The sequence below is a fragment of the Spirosoma sordidisoli genome (assembly GCF_004138325.1).
Lineage (GTDB): Bacteria > Bacteroidota > Bacteroidia > Cytophagales > Spirosomataceae > Spirosoma > Spirosoma sordidisoli.
Genome location: NZ_SBLB01000006.1, coordinates 194,103 through 214,528 on the forward strand (window position 1 = coordinate 194,103; position 20,426 = coordinate 214,528).

Sequence of the window (20,426 nt, forward strand, 5' to 3'; positions counted from 1 at the left end):
TTGTTGAGTAATTATTACTTATTTATGGTCGAATCGCGGATACCGAGCGCACCCGGGGCCGTTGAATCAGCGGTTTGCCCATTGGCATCCTGAATACTCTGTCGCGTAGCCGCCGACGCATCCTCGGACCGGTCTGACTCGACCTGCGCGGTTGAATCGGTACTGATGCCGTCGGCACTGTTCTGGTTCTGGCTGAATTTCTGAACAATGAGCGCAATGACCAGAATAGCCATGGCGACCATAGCCCAGCGCAACCACCGGACGTTTTCGCGCCGACGATCGCCTTCCGCACTTTTCGGAATGTTGGGATTGACAATGGTGCCGCTGAAGTTATCGGCTCCCTGCACCTCGGTTTGCGGTCCGGCGGGGGTTTGTAACTCCTCGAATCCGAGCAGGCTGGATACCGCATCGAGTCCGTCGGGCATGGCTTTGCGGAACTCGCTGGCCTGACCCAGCAGCAGGGTTTGCAGGCTGTGGGCCGTCAGGCCATTTTCCTGCTCCTGCCGGCCCAGGACACCCATTAGTACCGCGCCGGAGAGCCCCAGCACGGTGCTGACCGACTGCGGTTTCGCCCCACTGTAGGCACTCAGTAACTCCGTAGAACGGGCTAATTTATCGTCGAAGATCTGTTGTAGAAACCCGTTTCCCGCCCCGGCAACCGCCTGGGTTTCGGCTTCAGTGTCGAGCGCCTGGCTGACGTCGAAAGGAGTTTTGCCGTAATCGCCCTTATCCAGAAAGCTAAGGATGGACGACGATCCGCCGGTCGACTGTACCCGCCGGGTCAGTCCGCCCAGCAGCGTGGGCAGTGCGCCGGTAACGGCTTTGTGTATGGTGGCTGGCGACTCGTTCAGTTCAGCACCGAGCCGGTCGATAACACCGGGTGTGAACTGCTCGTTGAGAAGCGCTAATAAATGAACGGCCATGTTTCATAACGTTGGTTGACAACGGATAAACCGGCCCATTGGGGGTAATGTTTATGACAACGTTTCGGCAGGCGTGTACGGTCACAGCCAGCCGGCCAACCCTACACGCCTACCGAAACGTCGGACTTTTGCCTGTATCAGGCTTACAGTTGCGGAATCCGCAGCACCTGATCCGGATAGATCAGGTCAGGATCTTTCAGCATAGGCTTGTTAGCCTCGAAGATGATCCCATATTTCGTGGCATCGCCGTAGACTTCCTTGGCGATTTTAGACAGGCTGTCGCCCGATTTCACCGTGTAGAACGTACCGGCCGGTGTTGGCTCGGCAACGTCCAGCTGGTTGTCAACGGCCGATACGCCTTCTACGTTACCAACGGCCAGCGCAATTTTCTCCGCATCCTCCTGCGACTTCACCGAACCGCTCAGGATAACCGTATCGCCTTTGGTCTTCACGGTAAGGGCGTTATAGGCCAGTCCCAGCTGTTTGACGTGGTCAAGCAGGGCCTGCGCCCGTAGTGGCTCAACCTTTTCGGCCTGTGCCGGATCGGCCGGGGCAGCTACCTGCTCCTTGTGAAAAATCTTTTCCCCAACACCCTTGAAAAATGATAAGAGACCCATGAGTTAGTAGTTGTTTAATGAAACATGTACACTTAACGGCTGGCAAGTAAGTGAACCTTTATCATTCAAACAACCCGCTGGTTTTATGTTTGTTTCAGTTTATACCCCCGAAATAATACTAGTATTTATACCTTATAGGCAAACTTCAGGCGCCTAATCGGGTTCTATCATCGTTTTACACCCAATATATTATCATCTATTAGAGAACCCATTTCGGTAAACGCACAATGAAGCAAGTTCAACTCACTGCCCTGGTTTTATTAATCGGCTCTACCCTGGCTATGGGCCAGCAAAAACTGGAAGGCGGGATAAAAGGTGGCCCCACCTTTACGCATGGGTACACGACCATACCCTCCATTCCGCTGTCGGCCAGCGTAGCTATTCCGCAACTCGACAACAAAAGCAACGGGATTGGTACCGGCTATTCGTTCGGGATCTGGGGCCGTCAGAATTTTGACCGGTTTTACATTCAGGTCGAGGTCGATTACAACCAGTTTATACTGAAACAAAAAGCAAACCTGACGATTCCGGCCGGGCTGGCCGCTGTGTTATCGGGGCTTTCGCTGCCGCCGGCGGTACCGGCTCAGACCCCCGCTACGGTCAACATAACCTCCACATCGACCCTGGAGTCGTTCAACATACCTATCCTGTTCGGGAAACGGTGGAGCGACGGAAAAATACGGGCGTTTGTAGGCCCCAACCTGTTGTTTACCCGCAAAGCCGAAGCCAAACGAAGCACAACGGCCACCATAGCGGGCTTAACGTTCAACGCACCGGAAACAACTTCTGACCTGAAAAATCCGAATCCGCAGAACCCCTCGGAGCGCGCGCTGGAGGTGAAATCGTTTACCTATGCGGCAGAGGTCGGCGTAGGCTATACGTTTCTCAACCGACTCGACGTAGACGCGCGCTATGCCCTGCCGGTTGGCGGTGTGTATAAAGACAAGAATATCAAAGGATACCTGGGCATAGCGACCCTAAGCCTCGGCCTGCGGCTATTTTAATCAAAACAGGCCTGTCCACGCGGTGTGGACAGGCCTGACTTACTGGCGCTCTTCGACAAGGGCAAAGCCCTGACCAACGGGACGAAGCCGGTACCGAAGCATACGAACACCGCCGGTAGGCTCAGCGTTGGCGTCGCCAAACTGATAAACCGGGTATTTACGGCACAGTATGCCCCGCTCAATCCACAAACTGTCGTGACCCATGTAGCCATCGGCTACGGGTAAACGCCAGTTCACGAGTGTCACGTCTGCCTTACGCTCGGGTAAAAACTGCCAGCCATAGACCCGACCAAACGAACCGCTCCCGTTACTGCTACTATAAATATACAGTTCGGGAAAGCGGTTATTATCCAGGTCAGCTACTTCGGCCCCCGTAATGGCGCCGTCTATGCGGATCCGAAAGTTGGTTAGCAGCAACTGCCCGCGGTATGCTTTGATGGCTACCTCACGTACAGCCCCACTGTCCGGTGCGTCGACCGTGAAGGTGTACACGTTGAATCGAAGTGACTGGCTGAACGAAGTCCTTGGTTCGGGCTGGAGTGGCGGCCGGACTGTTCCCAAAGCGAGCGAAGACTTACCGGAAGCTGACAGCAGAGCCCAGCAGGCTATACTAACAATACCGCCAATAAGTCCCCATAGTTTACCGCTCATCAACTTCGTTCGCTTGTAGTTTCCCACCAATAACGAATCGAAGCGCAAATTAGTTGATTGACTAAGGTTCCAGGAACACCTCGCCTACGCTGGTTAACTGATAAAGGGTGGGAAGCACTTTCAATCCTCTGGCGGTCAGGTTGTACTCAACGCGAGGTGGTACTTCATTAAATGATTTCTTCTCTAAAACACCAAGTTCAATCAATGCTTTCAGTTCCTGAATTAGTACTTTTTCACTGATGTCAGGAATCATTCGCCGGAGTTCGCCGTATCGCCGGGTCTCCGTGCCTAGTTGAAAAATGATGAAGAGTCGCCATTTCCCACAAATGATATCCAGTGTTTTCTTTAGAGCTGATTGAGTAGAGGGAGTTAAAGTCTGCTTGAGGTTTTGGTCGTCCATAATGACTGTTTGTACTAACCTAATGGTTCGTAACGTACTGATTAAAAGGGAATTGCGTCCATATGAGCAAAGATATATATTTGTTTGAGAAGAATTACACAAACACTCTATAGGTTAAGATTTTTAAGCTTTTTATTCGGCAAAATAGCGCAATGATTACGAACGTATTTTTTATTTCTGCTACCTACAGCGTTCCGGATGCCCTACTCGCTCCTATCTATACGTCTGATGTATTCTGGTCAACCAGTGCTATTTATCAATACTCTATAAACTCTATAAAATTACTCATTTTATAATTACCTGCTGACACTCTGTATCATTTTTTTTACGGGATTTGGGATTGATGCCCACGGCGTAGCGCAGCGGTGTATTTTTGCCAGTCAGATGGCTACCCAAAAAACAGTACTTGTCATTGCAGGCCCCACTGCGGTTGGTAAAACGGCTCTTTGCGTGCAGCTGGCCAAAGCGCTCGCTACTGATGTGGTGTCTGCCGACTCGCGGCAGCTGTATCGGGAACTCAGCATCGGCACGGCTAAACCAACACCGGCCGAACAGCAGGGCGTTCCTCATCACTTCATCAGCTCTCACTCCATTACCGATCCCGTTAATGCCGGTCGGTACGAACGCGAATGTCTGGCCCTGCTGACTACTCTTTTTCAGAAAAAGGACGTGGTGATTTTAACGGGCGGAACGGGTCTGTACATCAACGCCGTCTGTTTCGGGCTTGACGATATGCCCACGGTCGATCCGGCCCTGCGGGAACAGTTGTTCACCCGCCTGCAAACCGAAGGCCTGGCCGCGCTACAGACCCAACTCCGGGACCTCGACCCGCTTTACGCCCAAACGGCCGACCTGCAAAATCCGGTACGGGTAACGCGGGCGCTGGAAGTATGCCTGGCAACCGGGCAACCGTATTCATCGTTTCGGCGCCAGCAGGTAGCCGATCGCCCGTTTCGTACGGTCCTGATTGCGCTCGACCGACCGCGCGATGAATTATATGCCCGGATCGACGATCGTATGGATGCCATGCTGGCTAACAGCCTCCTCGACGAGGTGCAGTCGCTGCTGCCCTACCGCGATCTGCCCGCCCTGCATACCGTTGGCTACCAGGAGGTTTTTCCGTATCTGGACGGCACCTACGATTACGATGAGATGGTGCGACTGCTGAAACGCAACTCCCGGCGGTACGCCAAGCGGCAACTCACCTGGTTCAGGAATCAGGGGAACTACCAGCCGGTTTCCGTAGCCAGCGCATCACCGACTGACGCGCTGGCTACTATTCTTGACCTACTCAACGAGCCGCACTAACCGGCTCTTTACTGGGCCCGGTAGGCGAGCATCCCTCCGGTCACGTTGCGGACGTTGGTGAAGCCGTTTTCTTCCAAGTACTGTTGCGCCCGGGCACTCCGCGCGCCCGACCGGCAGTGAACGATCACTTCTTCATCCTGCAACCCGTCGAGTTCATCGATCCGGTAGGGCAACTCACCCAACGGAATCAGGGTAGCGCCAATATTATCGGCTTCGTATTCGTTCGGCTCCCGAACATCGAACAGATTCAGCTTTTCGCCTTTGTCGAGCCGTTCTTTCAGCTCCTGTACGGTAATATCCATGGGTATACTGGTTAGTGGTCTTACTGTTGCACAATCAGCTTCTGCACTACGGTTCGCTGCCCGTCCGACAATCGAATCAGGTACAGTCCGGCAGGCAGGTGGCCGATATCCAGCGTTTGCTGGCCACGGCCGGGTTCAACAACAACCAGCAAACGACCGCTCGGGTTCAGTATCTCGAGCCGCCTGAGCTGCGTATGATTCCAGCGAATCAGACCCGTGGTGGGGTTGGGGTATACGCTCAGCGATGAAGCCGGTATGGGCTCGGGCAAAGCCGTTACCACCGTATCAGGCCGACCGCCCATAACGGGCCGGATCATAAAGGCACCCTGTACGTCGAGTGCCGACGACTGCTGATTCTGGGCCCAGCTGGTTCCGCCGTTGTAAAAGATCTGACTCCCGAACAGACTGCCTTTATCAAAACCTATCCGGAGCTGGGTGGTATCGCTGGTCGTGACCTGCTGATACCCGACGTAGAAGGTGTCGGTGACCGATATGCCCCGGTCGAACGGAAAGGTGATGAATCCGTTGCGGGTTGTGGGATACTGGGTCGCAAACGACTTGCGGTAGATTACCTGGCCAGGCAGGCCGTTGCGGTTGTTGTAGACGTTGATAGTAAAAGGCTGGCCGCTCTGGTTGATCCGAATCGGCACCAGACACATTCGAACGCCGGCAATCACATCGGGTTTGTTCAGAATAAACCGAACAGCTACCTGCTCGCGGGGGCCGATCTGCCGGGCAAACTCCCAGCTTCCGTCATCGTAGGCATAATAATCGTCGAGCGTAGCCACGGCCGAGAGCGTATCGTTCCGGCGCAGGTTAACCCCCGGTATAGATGGGTTCTGGTCATCGGTCGTGAGCAGATCGAAGGTATAACGCAGGGAAGCCCGCGTAGCCGAGCCAAATCCACCGGTCAGTCTGGGAACGGCGCGTTTCCGCTGCGAACTCAGCGCCTGAATCAGTTCAGAAGCGGTTGAGGGGTCGTTCTGCAGCACCTGCCCCGTCAGCTCGTCGCGAATGCTGAAGCGGAGGGTGGTAAAGTTGAAGGTATTGAACAGGTTGTTGATATCGGTCGTGACCGAGTCGGCTATTTCGCCGGCTGGATTCACGGCATACTGCGCCAGCGGCATGGCCGTATACCGACGCAGCAGCGGGCTGATCGCCTGCCGCATGGCCACGTCTTTCACGAACCGGTCGGCGCGGGAGCGGCCCCGGTTCAGGTACACATAATCAACGTTCCAGGTATCGAAAGGCCCCGATGCCCGGCCGTAGGATCGGAACCGGAACGCAAAGCCCGCGTGGAAGTAGCGGGTATCGCGAACGGGGATAAACACCTGCGGAAAGTTATTGTTGGGCGATCCGCCCTCGACCCGCCAGACGGTTTGCCAGGCGCCGGTCCGGTCCAGAAACTGAAGCGTCAGCGAATCTCCGGGATCGGGCGACTCGCCCAGGCCCCGAATCTGCCAGTAAAAACTCAGGTAAACCGAGTCGGCTGCCGACAGGCCCGCCAGCGTAACGGGTCGCGACTGCAGGGTATCTGTATAACCCTGCGCCAGCTGGTTGTTCGGTATATACTGCTGATTGTTGGCCCGCAGTCCATCAAATGTAGCCACCCCTACCGTGGGGTGGTTTATCGCCATGGTATTGTTGATATAGACGCCACTCCCGGGCTCCCAGCGGACGGGGTCGGGCCGGTCACGACCGGCCTGAGCCGAGCCGGTTGAAAAGTCGTCGAAAAAAGGCAGCGACAGCGGGGTCTGGGCCCACGTGGCCGTGACCATCAGGCTACTGACTATCAGCAGAACGATACACCGTAAACGTCGACCGGGCGCGTAGTTTGGCTGATCTGGTAAAGCAATTCCCATGTAGTCTCTGTACCGGACACGGTTTATTGATCCGGCTCAATTGGCCCCACAATCCAGAGGTCCATTGTTTCGCCGACGCGGATTCGTTCGCCCGACCGGGCTTCGGGTCGCTGCCGAACTACCGTGCCAACTTCCTTCTCGGGATCGTCAACGGAAATTTTCGTGCCAACTTTGAGGTTTGACCCAACAATGGCCGCTTCGGCTTCGTCGAGAGGCAATCCTACAACGTCGGGAATTGCGAACATCGTATTACCCAGTCCATCGCCAATTTCCAGATCGATGCGCGCGCCTTTCGGTACGGGGGTTCCGGGCACTATTTCCTTGCCGTTATAGAGCTGCCGCAGTACCGCATTTTTTGCCACATCGGGCCGGTACGTTTTCTCCCCTTCTTCGAGACCCATCGATTTCAGCATCAGCACGGCACTCCGGTCAATCATATCGACCAGTTTCGGCATGGGTACCATTGGTGCTACCCGTTTGGTGATGGTGACGTAGATCTTCCGGCCTTCCTTTACTTTGGCATTGGCGCGCGGATACTGCTGGATAACGGTCAGCGGCTGGGCTCCAGCCACGAAGGTACAGTCACTGACTTCGTAGCGCAGGTCGCGGTCGTTCAGGATATTCTGCATCTCATCGAGACTCAGCCGCGTCACGTCGGGTACGGTTATGGTCTGGCCATGGTTGGTCGTGAAGGGCAGATAAATAAAGAAAAACCCCAGAAAAAGCGCAGCGAACAGGGCCAGAATAATGCCAGCATGAACCAGCAGGTCGGTTACTGATCGGGTGCTGATTTTTGTCATTTGTAAAAGTAGGGCGTCAGCGGGTGAGGTATACGGCTACAGGCCTGCCTGCAAAAGTAACAGAATCTCAGACCGGCTGCCGGTAACCGGTCAGCATTTTTTTAATGTACTTCCCCATAATATCGAACTCCAGGTTGACCACATCGCCGGGTTTCAGATCCCGGAACGTGGTGTGCTCGTAGGTGTATGGGATGATGGTTACCCGAAATCGGTCAGCTTCCGAATTGAAAACGGTTAAACTGACTCCGTTGATACATATCGATCCTTTTTCGACCGTTACATTATCGGCCACGCCGGGATCGTACTGAAAATCATACAGCCAGCTGCCATTCAGGTCCTGCACGCTGGTACAAATGCCAGTCTGGTCGACATGGCCCTGTACAATATGACCGTCGAACCGGCCATTAGCGGGCATACACCGCTCCAGATTAACGCGGTTGCCCACGTCCAGCCCACCCAGATTCGATTTGCGCAGCGTTTCATCGACCGCCGTAACGCTGTATCGGCCGTCGGCAACGCTCGTGACCGTCAGGCATACGCCGTTATGACTAACGCTCTGATCGATCGTCAGTTCTGACGCCAGTGACGACTCGATGTGAAAGGTAATATTGGTGCCTTCGGAGACACGGTCGGCAACAAGGCCCGTTGTTTCAACTATTCCAGTGAACATGATTCTTATGTAGGATCGCTCACTGAAAACAGCGAACTGCCAAAGGGGGTTCGGCTAATCAGTTTTTGTTCGGTATGCGCAATCCGATAAAGTGTCTCGTTAACCAGGTTCCCGGGCAGATACACGTCGGAGGTGGGTTCGTCCGGACTGCGCCACCCCAGTCGGAGCTGTAGCCGCTGCCATTGTCTGACCAGCAGGATCAGGGGCGATAGCAGCAGGCTCCAGTAGGTTGTATAACGGAGTCGCAGGCCAGCCATCGGGAACAGCCGCTCCAGGTCGGCCCGAACAAACCGGCGCGTGCTGCCCACGGCCAGGTCGTGCTGCCCCCGAAATACGTCGAACGCATTATTATTGCTGATCAGCACCCCGCCTGGCCGCAGCCGACGACGCAGCTCGGTGAGCAGCCGAACCAGCGCCGGATCGTCGAAGTAACAGAATACATCGTTACAAACGATGGCGTCATAGGTCTGATCGGGCGCGTAGCCCGCCAAATCGTTCAGATCGAGCAGGGATGCGTTTAGCCCGCGCTCGTGGCAAAACGCCACCGCATCGGCCGAGCCGTCGACCCCCCGCAGATCGGTATACCCCTGCCGACGCAGGAAATCGAGCATACCGCCCGTGCCGCAGCCAGCATCTAAAATAACCATGTCCCGACGGTTACCGAACTGCTGACACAGGGCGCGACCAACGGATTCGTGCAGAATGCGGTACCACCACAACTGCTGCTCGATCCGAAACATCTTTTCATACTCTTCTGAGCGACCAATCATAGGTAAAACAGGCAGTGGAAAAAGAGAAAAGGCAACAGCGCCAGCAGGGATGAGCGCGACGCGGGCGAGGCATCGGCCTGCGTCTTTTTCTCGACATAGGGCGGCAGGCCACTATAAGCCATGAATAACTTGCCGATGTACTCGCCCAGTACGCCCAGGCACAAGAGAAGCAGGCCCAGACCGGTGCCAACCGCCCAAAGTACTACGCCCCAGCCCTGCAGCTGCAGCAGGCCCAGCGCCCAGCCCAGCCCGCTCCCGGCCCCGATCAGCAGCCCCAGCCCGAGCAGCGCAGCGCCCAGCATCGTAAATCCCCGGATGGGCCAGAGCGAATAGCCTATGAACACGTTCAGAAACAACCCGATCAGCTTGCGAACCGTGTAGTTGGAGCGGCCCTCCGCGCGGGCATTGTGCGGCACCATAACACTGCCTACGTGTCGGGTTACCCGGAATATCAGCCCATCGATGTACGGGTACGGGCCACGGTACCGGATAATTTCATCGACCACGTCGCGACGGATCAGTTTAAAGCTCGACAAATACAGGTCGCGGGGTTTACCGAGCGAGTAGGTGGTCAGTGTGTTCACCAGCCAGCTCCCCCAGTTTCGGAACCAGTGGTGTTTTTTCTGATCATATCGGCTATACACCACATCGTACTGACCGGTTTCGGCCGTCTCGAGCAGGGTCAGGATCGTTTCGGGCGGATTCTGAAAATCGTCGTCGATAATGGCTACGTACTGTCCCCGGGCATGGTTGAGCCCACAAAGCACGGCGTTGAACTCCCCAAAGTTTCGACGCAGCGAAATAAACTGCACCTGAGGATGAGCTTCGGTCAGTTGCCGGCAAACCGCTTCGGACCGATCCACACTGCCGTCGTTGACCAGTACCACCTCGTAGGACCAGGCGGCCAGGCAGTCGTGCAGACGGGCAATCAGCGGTCCAATGGTTCGCTCGCTGTTGTAGACCGGTATAACAACGGAAAGATGCATAAGCCAGTAAGTACAAGGGAAACGGGGTCCTGTTACCCTTCCTGTTTGTTAATAACGTCGATAATATAGGAAACGTCGGCTTCGGTCATGGCCGGGTTCAGGGGCAGGCTTACCACCTCCCGATGCAACCGCTCGGAGATCGGCAGCGACCGATGCGACTCCGACGCATACGCCCCCTGCTGATGCGGTGGGATTGGGTAATGCACGTCGGTTCCTATGCCGTGCGCGTTCAGATACGCCCGCAGGTCATCGCGACGGGGGTGCCTGATCACGAACAGATGCCAGACATCCTGATCGATCTGGTCGGCCGGGGGCAGCGTCACGGCCGGGTTGGTGATGCCAGCCAGATACAGCCGCGCCAGCGCCCGGCGGTAGTCATTATCGGCGTCGAGTCCCGGCAGTTTGGCCGATAGCACAGCCGCCTGCAACTCGTCGAGCCGACTGTTGTGACCGATCCGATCGTTGACATACTTCTTCGCCGAGCCGTAGTTCCGCAGCGCCCGCAGCCGGTCGGCCAGTTCATCGTCATTGGTGGTTATCGCGCCGGCATCGCCCAAAGCGCCCAGGTTCTTGCTCGGGTAGAAACTCCAGCCGGCCGCATCGCCCAGATTACCCGCTCGTTGGCCCCTGTCGATCGCCCCGTGGGCCTGGGCGGCATCTTCCAGTACCTTCAGCCCATACTGAGCCGCCAGTGCCATAAGGGCCGACATGTCGCAGCACCGGCCATACAGATGAACGGGGAGAATAGCCCGGGTTCGGGGCGTTATCAACCGCTTCACAGCCGCCGGATCGAGGAGGCAGGTAGCCGGATCGGGTTCTGCCCAAACCGGCACCAGTCCAGCCAGCGTCACGCTCAGCACCGATGCAATGTAGGCGTTGGATGGTACGATGACTTCACTGCCCGGCGGGAAATCCCAGGCTTTCAGCACCAGCGTGAGCGCATCCAGTCCATTAGCTACGCCAATGCAATGCCGGGTACCACAGTAAGCAGCAAAGGCCTGCTCGAACCGACCCACTTCGCGGCCCAGAATGTACCAACCCGACAACAAAACTCGTTCAGTAGCTTCGCGCAGGGCTGGTTGATAGGGTTTGTTGATGCGTTCTAAATCCAGAAACGGGATCATTCCGACTCAGCCAGCACCGACTGTGTAACGTTCAGATTGTTGGTATACGGTTCGTAGATATAGTCATCTTTGTCGTACCGTTGGTTGGAGACGACCAGCAGGATGGCATTGTCGGTGAACTCGTCCATAGTGTGCCAGTCTTCCGGATGCAGTACCAGACACTGCCGGGGGTCGTTCAATATAAAGTACTGTTCCTCCTGACCGTTGTTGGTATAGATCCGGCAACTGCCACTCACACAGATCAGAGCGTTCCAGGCCAGGTGATGCCGATGTCCGGCCCGGGCATGCTGACCAGCCTGATAAATGTAAAAGACCCGTTCTATGGTACCAGGTATAATTCCCTCAAAAACGGTTAGATTACCTTTGTCAGACGCAAAGGTTTTGAGTTCGTACAGTTGGGGCATTTTGTAATGTTTTAGTTTATTGGGCCATGATACGCTGAATCGTGGCCAGAACACCATATTGACTTTCAGAGGTTAAATATATTAAAAAGGGATTAAATCCTCTATGAAGTTAGTGGGAAGTCAGTACAGCCTTCGTGCTTAGTTTAGTAATATTGACATTTGAGCATTTACGAAAATTAGATTTTTAATACATGAAAACTACTCAGTTGCTGTGGATAGGAGTCTGCTTGTTGGGAGCAATACTACTCTATCTGGCTCTGTCCGACAACGGCACGGGTGCAAAATCGTCGCATTCATCGGCTGCAGTTGATCCGGTTTTGTACAAAAAGGAAGTAGAATCTGACAGAACCAAGAAAAACGACTACATGCGCACCAACGCGGAGTCGCCTATTTCGGACAAAACAAAGTTTACGGGATTGTTATATTTTCCGCCCGATCCGGCGTATCGCGTGCAAGCCCGGCTCGAACCCTTCGCCGATAAAACCCAAAAAATTATCGTACGGATGAGTGATGGCAGCGAGGAAGTCTACAGCAAGTACGCCCATGCGGTCTTCAGCCTACAGGACGAAGCCTGCCGACTCCTGATCGTTCAGGCAACCGACGGTACGTATTCGATCCTGTTCCGCGATGCCACCTCTAGTAAGGAAACCTACGGTGGTGGGCGCTACCTCGATCTCGAAGCCGACGCCCTAACCGGAACCCAGACCGTAATCGACTTCAATACGGCCTACAATCCCTACTGCGCCTATAACCCCAGCTACGCCTGCCCTATTCCACCTGCGGAGAACACATTACCCGTTGCCGTGAAGGCCGGAGAGCGGTATCAGGAACACGACTAACCCTGCCATACTCTTCTGCTTTTTTTGTCAACTGCCTACTGCCCACTGCGTACAGGCAGTTATCTTTGCACCATTTTTAGCCTGAATTTGTCCCTCCATGGAAGTTTCCTATAAATGGCTGCAAGCGTACATTGACTTGCCCGAATCGCCCGAAGAAGTTGGCAAACGACTGACGGCTACGGGTTTAGAAGTAGAAGGAATCGACACCATCGATGCCGTACCGGGCGGCCTCAACGGCGTGGTCATTGGCCAGGTACTGACCTGCAACAAACACCCCGACGCCGATAAGCTCAACCTCACAACGGTCGATGTGGGCGCGGCCGAGCCGTTACCGATCGTATGCGGAGCGCCCAACGTAGCCGCGGGTCAGAAAGTGGTGGTGGCTCTGGTGGGAGCCACTCTGTACCCCCGCTCGGCAGACGGCAGGCCGGCAGAACCCTTCCAGATCAAGAAGGCCAAAATTCGGGGAGCCGTCTCCGAAGGCATGATCTGCGCTGAAGATGAGATCGGGCTGGGTCAGTCGCATGCCGGCATCATGGTGCTCGACACCGATCTGCCGAACGGTACGCCAGCCGCCCGGTATTTTAACCTCGAAGCCGATTATCAGATTGCCATAGGCCTGACGCCCAACCGGATCGATGCAGCCTCCCATTTTGGTGTAGCGCGCGACCTGAAAGCAGCCCTCAACCGGCCGCTTCGCCTGCCGTCTGTCGATGCCTTTACGGTGCATAGTACCGACTTCACCCTCGACGTACGGGTAGAGGATACCGAGGCCTGCCCGCGCTATACGGGACTGACAATAAGCGGTCTGACCGTTCGGGAGTCGCCCCAGTGGCTGAAGCAGCGGCTGATCGCTATTGGCCTGAAGCCGATCAACAACGTTGTCGACATCACCAATTTTGTCTGCCATGATCTTGGTCAGCCTCTGCATGCCTTCGATGCCGACCAGATTGCGGGCAATCAGGTGGTGGTCAAAACGTTACCCGAAGGAACACCCTTCGTTACCCTCGACGGGGTTGAGCGTAAGCTGTCGGCCACCGACCTGATGATCTGCGATGCCGAGAAACCCATGTGCATTGCGGGGGTGTTTGGCGGTCAACAGTCGGGCGTGACCAGCCAGACTACCCGTATCTTCCTCGAATCGGCGTATTTCGCCCCTACGTCGGTGCGCAAAACGGCCCAGTACCACGGGCTGAAAACGGATGCTTCGTTCCGGTTTGAGCGGGGTACCGACCCCAACATGCCGGTATTCGCGCTGAAGCGGGCCGCGCTGCTGATTCTGGAAGTAGCCGGTCCGGACGCCCGGGTCACGTCGGCCATTACCGATCTTTATCCGTCGCCGATCGCCCCCTTCCGGGTGCTGGTTCGCTACCGGAATATTGACCGGCTCATCGGAATCCGCATCGACCACACGGAGATTCACCGGATTCTGGACGCGCTCGACATCACGGCCGATGAGCAGACCAGCGAGGGCTTCGTAGCGGTCGTACCCCCTTACCGCGTCGATGTAACGCGCGAAGCCGATGTTATCGAAGAGATCCTGCGCATTTACGGCCTGGATAACGTACCGCTGTCGCCGGTGCTGGCCGCCGACTCGCTTTCGGAGTTTCCTAAAACCGACCCCGACCAGTGGCAGAACCGGATTGGGCAGCTCCTGGCGGCCAACGGTTTTTATGAGATACTGACCCTGTCGCTCACCCGGCCTGCTTACCACGACGCCATCCGCCAGACACTTCCCGGCGCTGACGTGACCCTGCTCAACCCCCTGAGCGATGATCTGTCGGTGATGCGGCAAACGCTGCTGTTCTCGGCCCTCGAAACGCTCGTCTACAACATCAACCGTCGGCAGCGCGATCTGAAAACGTTTGAGTTTGGCAAGGTCTATCATAAAGCCACCGCCGACGACGGCAGCGTGAAATACGTTGAACGGATGCGGCTGAGCCTGGCGCTGGTCGGTAACCAGCAGGCCGAGAGCTGGCGCCAGAAGAACCAGCCCGTCGAGTACCATGATCTGGCAACGGCTGTGCAGCGGGTTCTCAACCTGTTTCGGGTCAAATCGGTCGATACCCAGCCGGCCGACCCGACCTTGTTCCAGTACGGGCTGACTTACCTGGTGAACAAAAAGCCACTGGTCAGTCTGGGGCTGGTACAGCCTAAACTTACGAAGCTGGTCGACCTGAAGCAGCCGGTTTTCTACGCCGACTTCGACTGGAGCGCCCTGCTGAAACTGGCGGGCAGCAAGACCCGCTACGAAGAGGTATCCCGGTTTCCGGAGGTTCGACGTGACCTCTCGCTGGTGATCGACAAAGCCGTTACGTTCGAGCAGATCAGTCGGCTGGCGAGTCAGACCGAGCGGAAGCTGCTGCGTTCGCTCAACGTATTCGACACCTACGAGGGGGCTAACCTAGGGGCTGACAAGAAATCGTACTCCGTTAGTTTTATTCTACAGGACGCTACCCAGACCTTAACTGACGGCGCCATTGATAAAACGATGCAACGGCTCATAACCGCTTTTGAGCGGGATCTGGGTGCCGTTATCCGGAAATAAAAGCAACGTAGTCGCTTCCTTCACGCCTAACCCCTGCTATGACCGTGGCCAGTGAGCATCAGATCATCGCCCTCGTTGAACAACTGACTCATAAGGTTCAGATACTGAAGGGTATACTGGATAATGGCAAGCAGGAAATCAAGCGGCTGGAACAGGAAAATGCAACGCTGAACGAGCGCCTTAAGGAACAACAATCGCTCGTTAAAGAGTTACAGAAAAAACAAGTTAATTCTGAAAAAAAGACGCCAAAGTCAAAAGATTTTGGTAAACTTGTACAAAACAATCTGTCTGGAACAGATACGAATGCCGCGTTAAAAAAGCAGCTCGACGAGTATATCCGGGAATTAGAACGGTGTATTGCTCATTTGAGTAGTTTGTCATAAACCCAAATTAGCTCCGGGGTTTTGGCCCCGCCTGAGCCGACCGCAGCGATGGAAGAATTGCCAGTTCGCGTAAAAATAGCCGACCGAACCTACAAGCTGTTTGTAGAGCCGGAGTCGGAAGCTATCGTGCGCGAAGCCGCCAAGCTGATTCAGGAAGAACTGAAACAATACCGGGAAATGGGCATCAATGAAACTCAGGACGCCCTGGCTAGGATCGCCTTCGACTGCTTAGTGACTAAGCTCAGAGGAGAACGACATATGCAACGCTTACAGCAAATGGTATTTGACAAAATAACTCAATTAGATCAGGTCGTTACACCGGCCATAACAACATAAAGAAGACCAGCGGGCTACCCCACCCCAAACGCCGAGTTAAGATTGAAGGCACTCGTATCGGGACAGGTTGATGGTTATTTGTTCAACCCTAACGATATCAGTCCAATGAACACAACAAACTGGCTAATGCTCTTTCTTGACAATATTGTCATGATCGGCATTGGCATATACGTGGGCCGCAAGCTCTTGTCCCGCGTGTCATCGAAGCGTCAGAAAGAAGCAGAAGATCAGGCAGCCATCATTCTGAAAAATGCGGAAGCTCAGGCCGAAACGATTAAGAAAGACCGCATACTGGAGGCCAAGGAAAAGTACCTGAAATTAAAAGCCGAATTTGAGGAGACGACCAATCAGAAACGAAATATACTTCAGCAGAACGAGAACAAACTCAAGCAACGCGAGCAGCAGCTCAACCAGCAGGCCGAACAGCAACGCGCCCGCGATGGCGAGCTGAACCAGCAGCGTAACGAGTTAAACCAGCAGAAGAACAGCCTTCAGCAGCAAATCGATGCACTCAACCGTCGTCGGGAAGAGGTAGACCGCCGGCAGCAGGAAGCCGACCGGATGCTGGCCGACCAGGTAGCCCAGCTCGAAAAAATAGCCGGTCTCTCGGCCGACCAGGCGCGGGAGCAACTGATCGATACCCTCAAGGCCGAAGCCGAAACCCGCGCTAGCTCCTACATCAAAAATATCGTTGAAGAAGCCAAGCTGACGGCTACCAAAGAAGCCAAAAAGGTAGTCATCGAAACCATTCAGCGCACCGCTACCGAACACGCCATCGAGAACTGTGTATCGGTCTTCAACATCGAATCTGACGACGTAAAAGGTAAAGTAATCGGTCGGGAAGGCCGTAACATCCGCGCGCTCGAAGCCGCTACCGGCGTTGAAATCATCGTAGACGACACTCCCGAAGCTATTATCATCTCGGGCTTTGACCCGGTTCGTCGCGAAATTGCCCGCCTGAGCCTCCACCGGCTCGTGCAGGACGGCCGGATTCACCCCGCCCGTATCGAAGAGATCGTGGCCAAAACCCGCAAGAACATCGAAGATGAAATTGTGGAGATCGGCGAGCGAACCGTTATCGACCTTGGCATTCATGGCCTGCACCCCGAACTGATCAAGATGGTAGGGCGCATGCGTTTCCGGTCGTCGTACGGCCAGAACCTGCTTCAGCACAGCCGCGAAGTAGCCAAGCTCTGCGCTACGATGGCCGCCGAACTGGGCCTGAACGCCAAACTGGCCAAACGGGCGGGTCTGCTCCACGACATTGGTAAAGTCTGGCCCGAAGAAGCCGAACTGCCCCACGCGATCCTGGGCATGGAGCTGGCCAAGAAATACAAGGAGAACCCGGAGGTAATCAACGCCATCGGGGCTCACCACGACGAGATCGAAATGACGAGCATGATCTCCCCCATCGTGCAGGTGTGCGATGCGGTTTCGGGGTCGCGCCCGGGCGCCCGCCGGGAGATGATGGAGTCGTACATCAAACGGTTGAAGGAGCTGGAAGAGCTGGCCGGCAACTTCCCCGGCGTTACCAAATGCTACGCCATTCAGGCCGGGCGCGAGTTGCGGATCATGGTCGATGCCGACCACGTATCGGACGAGCGCGCGGGGGTATTGAGCTACGAAATCTCGCAAAAGATCGAAAAGGAAATGCAGTACCCGGGCCAGATCAAAGTAACGGTCATTCGCGAAATGCGGGCCGTAGCCTACGCCAAGTAAGATACCCTTCGTGAATACTGTCTGATGGACAGTAAGTAATGGGAGCCACCAGCCTCATTATTTGCTGTCCATTATTCATTATCCATTTTTCCGTTTACATTTAGGCCGTATGGATTTTCTGACAACGGTTCTTTTGCTGCTCGTTGGAGCAGGCGGAGGGGTAGCGCTGGCCAACGCCCTCCGTACCCGCGCTGGCGTTACCGATATCCGGCGTGATTCGGTGCTCCTGCTGGAACGCATCGAAAAAGTATGTAAGGTCGTTATGGCCGAGGGCTATTTCTCGGAGATTTACAATTACCAGGATCAAAAGAAAATCCTGTATCTGCTGAACGATCCCAAGAAAGCCATGATCATCGCCAAGTCGAAGGTACTGGTCGGGTTCGATTTTGCGAAAGTACGCTTCCGCCTGCCCGAATCCGGCGAGAAAAAGCTCATCATCGAATCCTTCCCGGAGCCGGAGGTCCTCTCTATCGATACCGATTATAAGTTTTACGACATTCAGGCCGGTTATCTGAATCACTTCAACAGCGCCGATTACACCAAGATCCTCGACGATGCCAAGCAGGCTATGAACGAGCGGGCTTTGCAGAGCGACCTGCCCAAGATTGCCAACAACCAGATTCAGTATATGATGTACCAGCTGGCCTCATCGATGGGGTGGCAGCTCCAGCTCCCCGAAGCCGATCAGCGTCGGCTGGACGCGCTGAAAGCCAGTGCCGAAGAACCCGCACCCGCACACAAACAACTACCCGGCGGCTCATAACTTTCTGCCGTTGCCGTCGTTGTTGTGCTGTATCTGCTCAACAAACGGTATTATGCGCGTCCTCTACCTGCTTATTCTAGTTCCTTTTCTGGCAATGGGCCAGACCCCCGAAGAGGCCTCCTGCCAATCGGGTAAGGTGCGTTACTTTGGGCGGTTGGCCACCAACGCCCGGGCGCGGGTCGCCTACCCCGGCGACGCCACCATCGATATTACTTATTACGGCCTCGACCTGCGCCTGACCCATACGCCCAATTACCTGCGCGGAGCCGCTATCATCCGGCTCAAAAGTACCGCTGCCAGCCTGAATCAATTTTTCCTGGATCTAAAACCCCAGCTCACCGTCGATTCGGTAACCAGCGCCGGCCGTCGGCTCAGCTTTACGCGATCAACGGATCGGGTCACCATCACGAGCCCGCAACCGCTCAGCCTGGGGCAGGCGCTTAGCCTTACCGTATACTACCAGGGCAACCCCGCCAGCCAGAGTGGGTTCGGCAGTTTTGCCTTTTCGGCCCACGGCCCCAACAACGCGCCCGTTATCTGGACTCTGAGCGAGCCCTACGGCGCCAGCGACTGGTTCCCCTGCAAGGATACGCCCGCCGATAAAGCAGACTCTTCGGCCGTCAGCATCACCGCCGACAAGCGATTTGTTTCGGTATCGAACGGCCTCCTGCTCGGCACCACCGACAACCCCGACAGCACCCGCACCTACCGCTGGCGCAACAGCTACCCCATTGCCCAGTACCTGATTTCGCTGGCCATGACCAACTATACGCGCTACGACACACCCTTTACCTATCAGGGGCAAAGCATGCCCGTTACGCATTACGTCTATCCGGAAACCCTGCCCAGCATCCGAACCAACCTCGACCGGACCACCGATATGCTGCGGGTATTCTCGGAGCTGTTCGGGCCTTACCCGTTCCTCCGGGAGAAATACGGGCACGCCCAGTTCGGCTGGGGGGGCGGCATGGAGCATCAGACCCTTTCGTCGATGGGAGCCTGGAGTACCAGCATTATTGCCCACGAACTGGCTCACCAGTGGTTTGGCGACAAAATCACCTGCCGCGACTGGCAGAGTATCTGGCTAAACGAAGGCTTTGCCTCCTACGCCGAAGCGCTTTATGCCGAAGCCAGCGGGGGGCGCAGCTCGTACACCACGGCTATGAACAACTTCCTGCGCGGTGCCCGCAACGCCCGGGGGAGCCTCTATGTCCAGGATATTTCATCGGTGGACAATATTTTCGACGGCAACCGAACGTACTCCAAAGGAGCTACCGTGCTGCATATGCTTCGGTGGGTCCTGGGCGACGATCGTTTTTTTCGCACGCTCCGCGCGTATGCAGAGGCCCCTAACCTGGCGTATAACACGGCCGTAACGGAAGATTTTCAAGCAATAGCCCAACAGGTTTCAGGGCAAAATCTGGATTATTTCTTCAGGCAGTGGATTCGTGGCGAAGGCTACCCCACCTACCGCGCTACGGTCAGTGCGGGCACCTCGGCCAGCACGATAACCGTACGGCTGGAACAGCGCAACGCCACCGCCACCAACCCCGCTTCGTTTACCATGCCGGTACAGATTCGCATTCAGTCGGCCGTGGGCGATACTACGGTTACGGTGCTGAACGACCGGGCCGACCAGACCTATACGCTGCCCACCCGGGGGGCGGTTACGGGGGTGGTTATAGACCCCGACAACTGGCTGCTGAAGTCAACAGAAGCCACGGTGCTTCCCAATCTGGTTACGGCCCTTCCGGAACCGACTACTTCGGAACTGCGCGTTTACCCTAACCCCACCTCCGAATCGCTCACCGTCGATTTCGCCACCCCGGTTGCCGGGCCGGTTACTTTATCCCTGACAAACCTGCTCGGCCAGCTCGTACGAACCACGCCAACCGAGCGGTTACCGCCGGGCGTACATAGCCGGGCCATCGGTGTACGAGGCCTGTCGGCGGGGTCGTATACGATTCGCATCAACACCGAAGCGGGTAGCCAGAGCCGGGTAGTTCTGATTCGTTAG

General features: G+C 55.7%; 21 protein-coding genes. 9 read left to right on the forward strand and 12 right to left on the reverse strand.

Going from position 1 to position 20,426, the window contains the following annotated elements:
- Positions 1 to 14 precede the first annotated feature (14 nt).
- Positions 15 to 923, reverse strand: a complete 909-nt coding sequence (locus EQG79_RS21130) for a DUF937 domain-containing protein (protein WP_077921247.1) — start codon at positions 921 to 923, stop codon at positions 15 to 17.
- 143 nt (positions 924 to 1,066) lie between these two features.
- Positions 1,067 to 1,540: a peptidoglycan-binding protein LysM gene (gene lysM / locus EQG79_RS21135; RefSeq protein WP_077921248.1), complete on the reverse strand. Its 474-nt coding sequence runs from the start codon at positions 1,538 to 1,540 to the stop codon at positions 1,067 to 1,069.
- A gap of 227 nt (positions 1,541 to 1,767) precedes the next feature.
- Between lysM and EQG79_RS21140 the strand changes: the two genes are divergently transcribed.
- Positions 1,768 to 2,544: an outer membrane beta-barrel protein gene (locus EQG79_RS21140; RefSeq protein WP_129603786.1), complete on the forward strand. Its 777-nt coding sequence runs from the start codon at positions 1,768 to 1,770 to the stop codon at positions 2,542 to 2,544.
- Positions 2,545 to 2,583: 39 nt separating this feature from the next.
- On the opposite strand, the gene EQG79_RS21145 is transcribed toward EQG79_RS21140, so the two are convergent.
- Both EQG79_RS21145 and EQG79_RS21150 read right to left on the reverse strand, forming a co-directional pair.
- Positions 2,584 to 3,195, reverse strand: coding sequence for a hypothetical protein (locus tag EQG79_RS21145; protein ID WP_077921250.1), 612 nt, complete (start codon positions 3,193 to 3,195; stop codon positions 2,584 to 2,586).
- 61 nt (positions 3,196 to 3,256) lie between these two features.
- Entirely contained in the window at positions 3,257 to 3,595 is a 339-nt protein-coding gene (locus tag EQG79_RS21150; protein WP_077921251.1) for a winged helix-turn-helix transcriptional regulator, read from the reverse strand.
- A gap of 384 nt (positions 3,596 to 3,979) precedes the next feature.
- On the opposite strand from EQG79_RS21150, the gene miaA reads away from it, so the two are divergent.
- Entirely contained in the window at positions 3,980 to 4,903 is a 924-nt protein-coding gene (gene miaA, locus EQG79_RS21155) for a tRNA (adenosine(37)-N6)-dimethylallyltransferase MiaA (RefSeq protein WP_077921252.1), read from the forward strand.
- Positions 4,904 to 4,911: 8 nt separating this feature from the next.
- Here the strand turns inward: miaA and EQG79_RS21160 are convergent, their stop codons facing one another.
- The 8 genes from EQG79_RS21160 to EQG79_RS21195 form a co-directional block, all read right to left on the reverse strand.
- Positions 4,912 to 5,205: a rhodanese-like domain-containing protein gene (locus EQG79_RS21160; RefSeq protein ID WP_077921253.1), complete on the reverse strand. Its 294-nt coding sequence runs from the start codon at positions 5,203 to 5,205 to the stop codon at positions 4,912 to 4,914.
- Positions 5,206 to 5,225: 20 nt separating this feature from the next.
- Positions 5,226 to 6,983 (reverse strand): T9SS type A sorting domain-containing protein, encoded by a 1,758-nt coding sequence (locus tag EQG79_RS21165; RefSeq protein WP_236648733.1) that lies wholly within the window; start codon positions 6,981 to 6,983, stop codon positions 5,226 to 5,228.
- 107 nt (positions 6,984 to 7,090) lie between these two features.
- On the reverse strand, positions 7,091 to 7,867 hold the full coding sequence (locus tag EQG79_RS21170) for a PASTA domain-containing protein (RefSeq protein ID WP_077921255.1): 777 nt from the start codon (positions 7,865 to 7,867) through the stop codon (positions 7,091 to 7,093).
- Between the two features lie 67 nt (positions 7,868 to 7,934).
- The gene (locus tag EQG79_RS21175; protein WP_129603792.1) at positions 7,935 to 8,537 is read right to left on the reverse strand and encodes a riboflavin synthase; all 603 of its coding nucleotides are present in this window, start codon (positions 8,535 to 8,537) and stop codon (positions 7,935 to 7,937) included.
- A gap of 5 nt (positions 8,538 to 8,542) precedes the next feature.
- Positions 8,543 to 9,307 (reverse strand): class I SAM-dependent DNA methyltransferase, encoded by a 765-nt coding sequence (locus EQG79_RS21180; protein WP_077921257.1) that lies wholly within the window; start codon positions 9,305 to 9,307, stop codon positions 8,543 to 8,545.
- The gene (locus EQG79_RS21185; protein ID WP_077921258.1) at positions 9,304 to 10,293 is read right to left on the reverse strand and encodes a glycosyltransferase family 2 protein; all 990 of its coding nucleotides are present in this window, start codon (positions 10,291 to 10,293) and stop codon (positions 9,304 to 9,306) included. Before EQG79_RS21185 ends, EQG79_RS21180 begins: the two co-directional genes overlap by 4 nt.
- A gap of 32 nt (positions 10,294 to 10,325) precedes the next feature.
- Complete coding sequence (locus EQG79_RS21190) at positions 10,326 to 11,417, reverse strand: DegT/DnrJ/EryC1/StrS family aminotransferase (protein WP_077921259.1); 1,092 nt, start codon at positions 11,415 to 11,417, stop codon at positions 10,326 to 10,328.
- Positions 11,414 to 11,821: a sugar 3,4-ketoisomerase gene (locus tag EQG79_RS21195; protein ID WP_077921260.1), complete on the reverse strand. Its 408-nt coding sequence runs from the start codon at positions 11,819 to 11,821 to the stop codon at positions 11,414 to 11,416. The genes EQG79_RS21190 and EQG79_RS21195 overlap by 4 nt, the downstream gene beginning before the upstream one ends.
- 365 nt (positions 11,822 to 12,186) lie before the next feature.
- On the opposite strand from EQG79_RS21195, the gene EQG79_RS21200 reads away from it, so the two are divergent.
- From EQG79_RS21200 to EQG79_RS21230, 7 genes are all read left to right on the forward strand, one after another.
- Positions 12,187 to 12,660 carry a DUF1684 domain-containing protein gene (locus EQG79_RS21200; protein ID WP_317126259.1) on the forward strand — a complete coding sequence of 158 codons (474 nt, stop codon included), beginning with the start codon at positions 12,187 to 12,189 and terminating at the stop codon, positions 12,658 to 12,660.
- Positions 12,661 to 12,757: 97 nt separating this feature from the next.
- The gene (pheT, locus tag EQG79_RS21205) at positions 12,758 to 15,208 is read left to right on the forward strand and encodes a phenylalanine--tRNA ligase subunit beta (RefSeq protein ID WP_077921261.1); all 2,451 of its coding nucleotides are present in this window, start codon (positions 12,758 to 12,760) and stop codon (positions 15,206 to 15,208) included.
- A 38-nt stretch (positions 15,209 to 15,246) separates the two neighbouring features.
- Positions 15,247 to 15,591, forward strand: a complete 345-nt coding sequence (locus EQG79_RS21210; RefSeq protein ID WP_236648735.1) for a hypothetical protein — start codon at positions 15,247 to 15,249, stop codon at positions 15,589 to 15,591.
- Between the two features lie 48 nt (positions 15,592 to 15,639).
- Positions 15,640 to 15,927, forward strand: a complete 288-nt coding sequence (locus EQG79_RS21215) for a cell division protein ZapA (RefSeq protein ID WP_077921733.1) — start codon at positions 15,640 to 15,642, stop codon at positions 15,925 to 15,927.
- A gap of 105 nt (positions 15,928 to 16,032) precedes the next feature.
- Entirely contained in the window at positions 16,033 to 17,646 is a 1,614-nt protein-coding gene (rny, locus tag EQG79_RS21220) for a ribonuclease Y (protein ID WP_077921262.1), read from the forward strand.
- 109 nt (positions 17,647 to 17,755) lie between these two features.
- Entirely contained in the window at positions 17,756 to 18,409 is a 654-nt protein-coding gene (locus EQG79_RS21225; RefSeq protein WP_129603798.1) for a DUF4230 domain-containing protein, read from the forward strand.
- Positions 18,410 to 18,461: 52 nt separating this feature from the next.
- Positions 18,462 to 20,426, forward strand: coding sequence for a M1 family aminopeptidase (locus tag EQG79_RS21230; protein ID WP_129603801.1), 1,965 nt, complete (start codon positions 18,462 to 18,464; stop codon positions 20,424 to 20,426).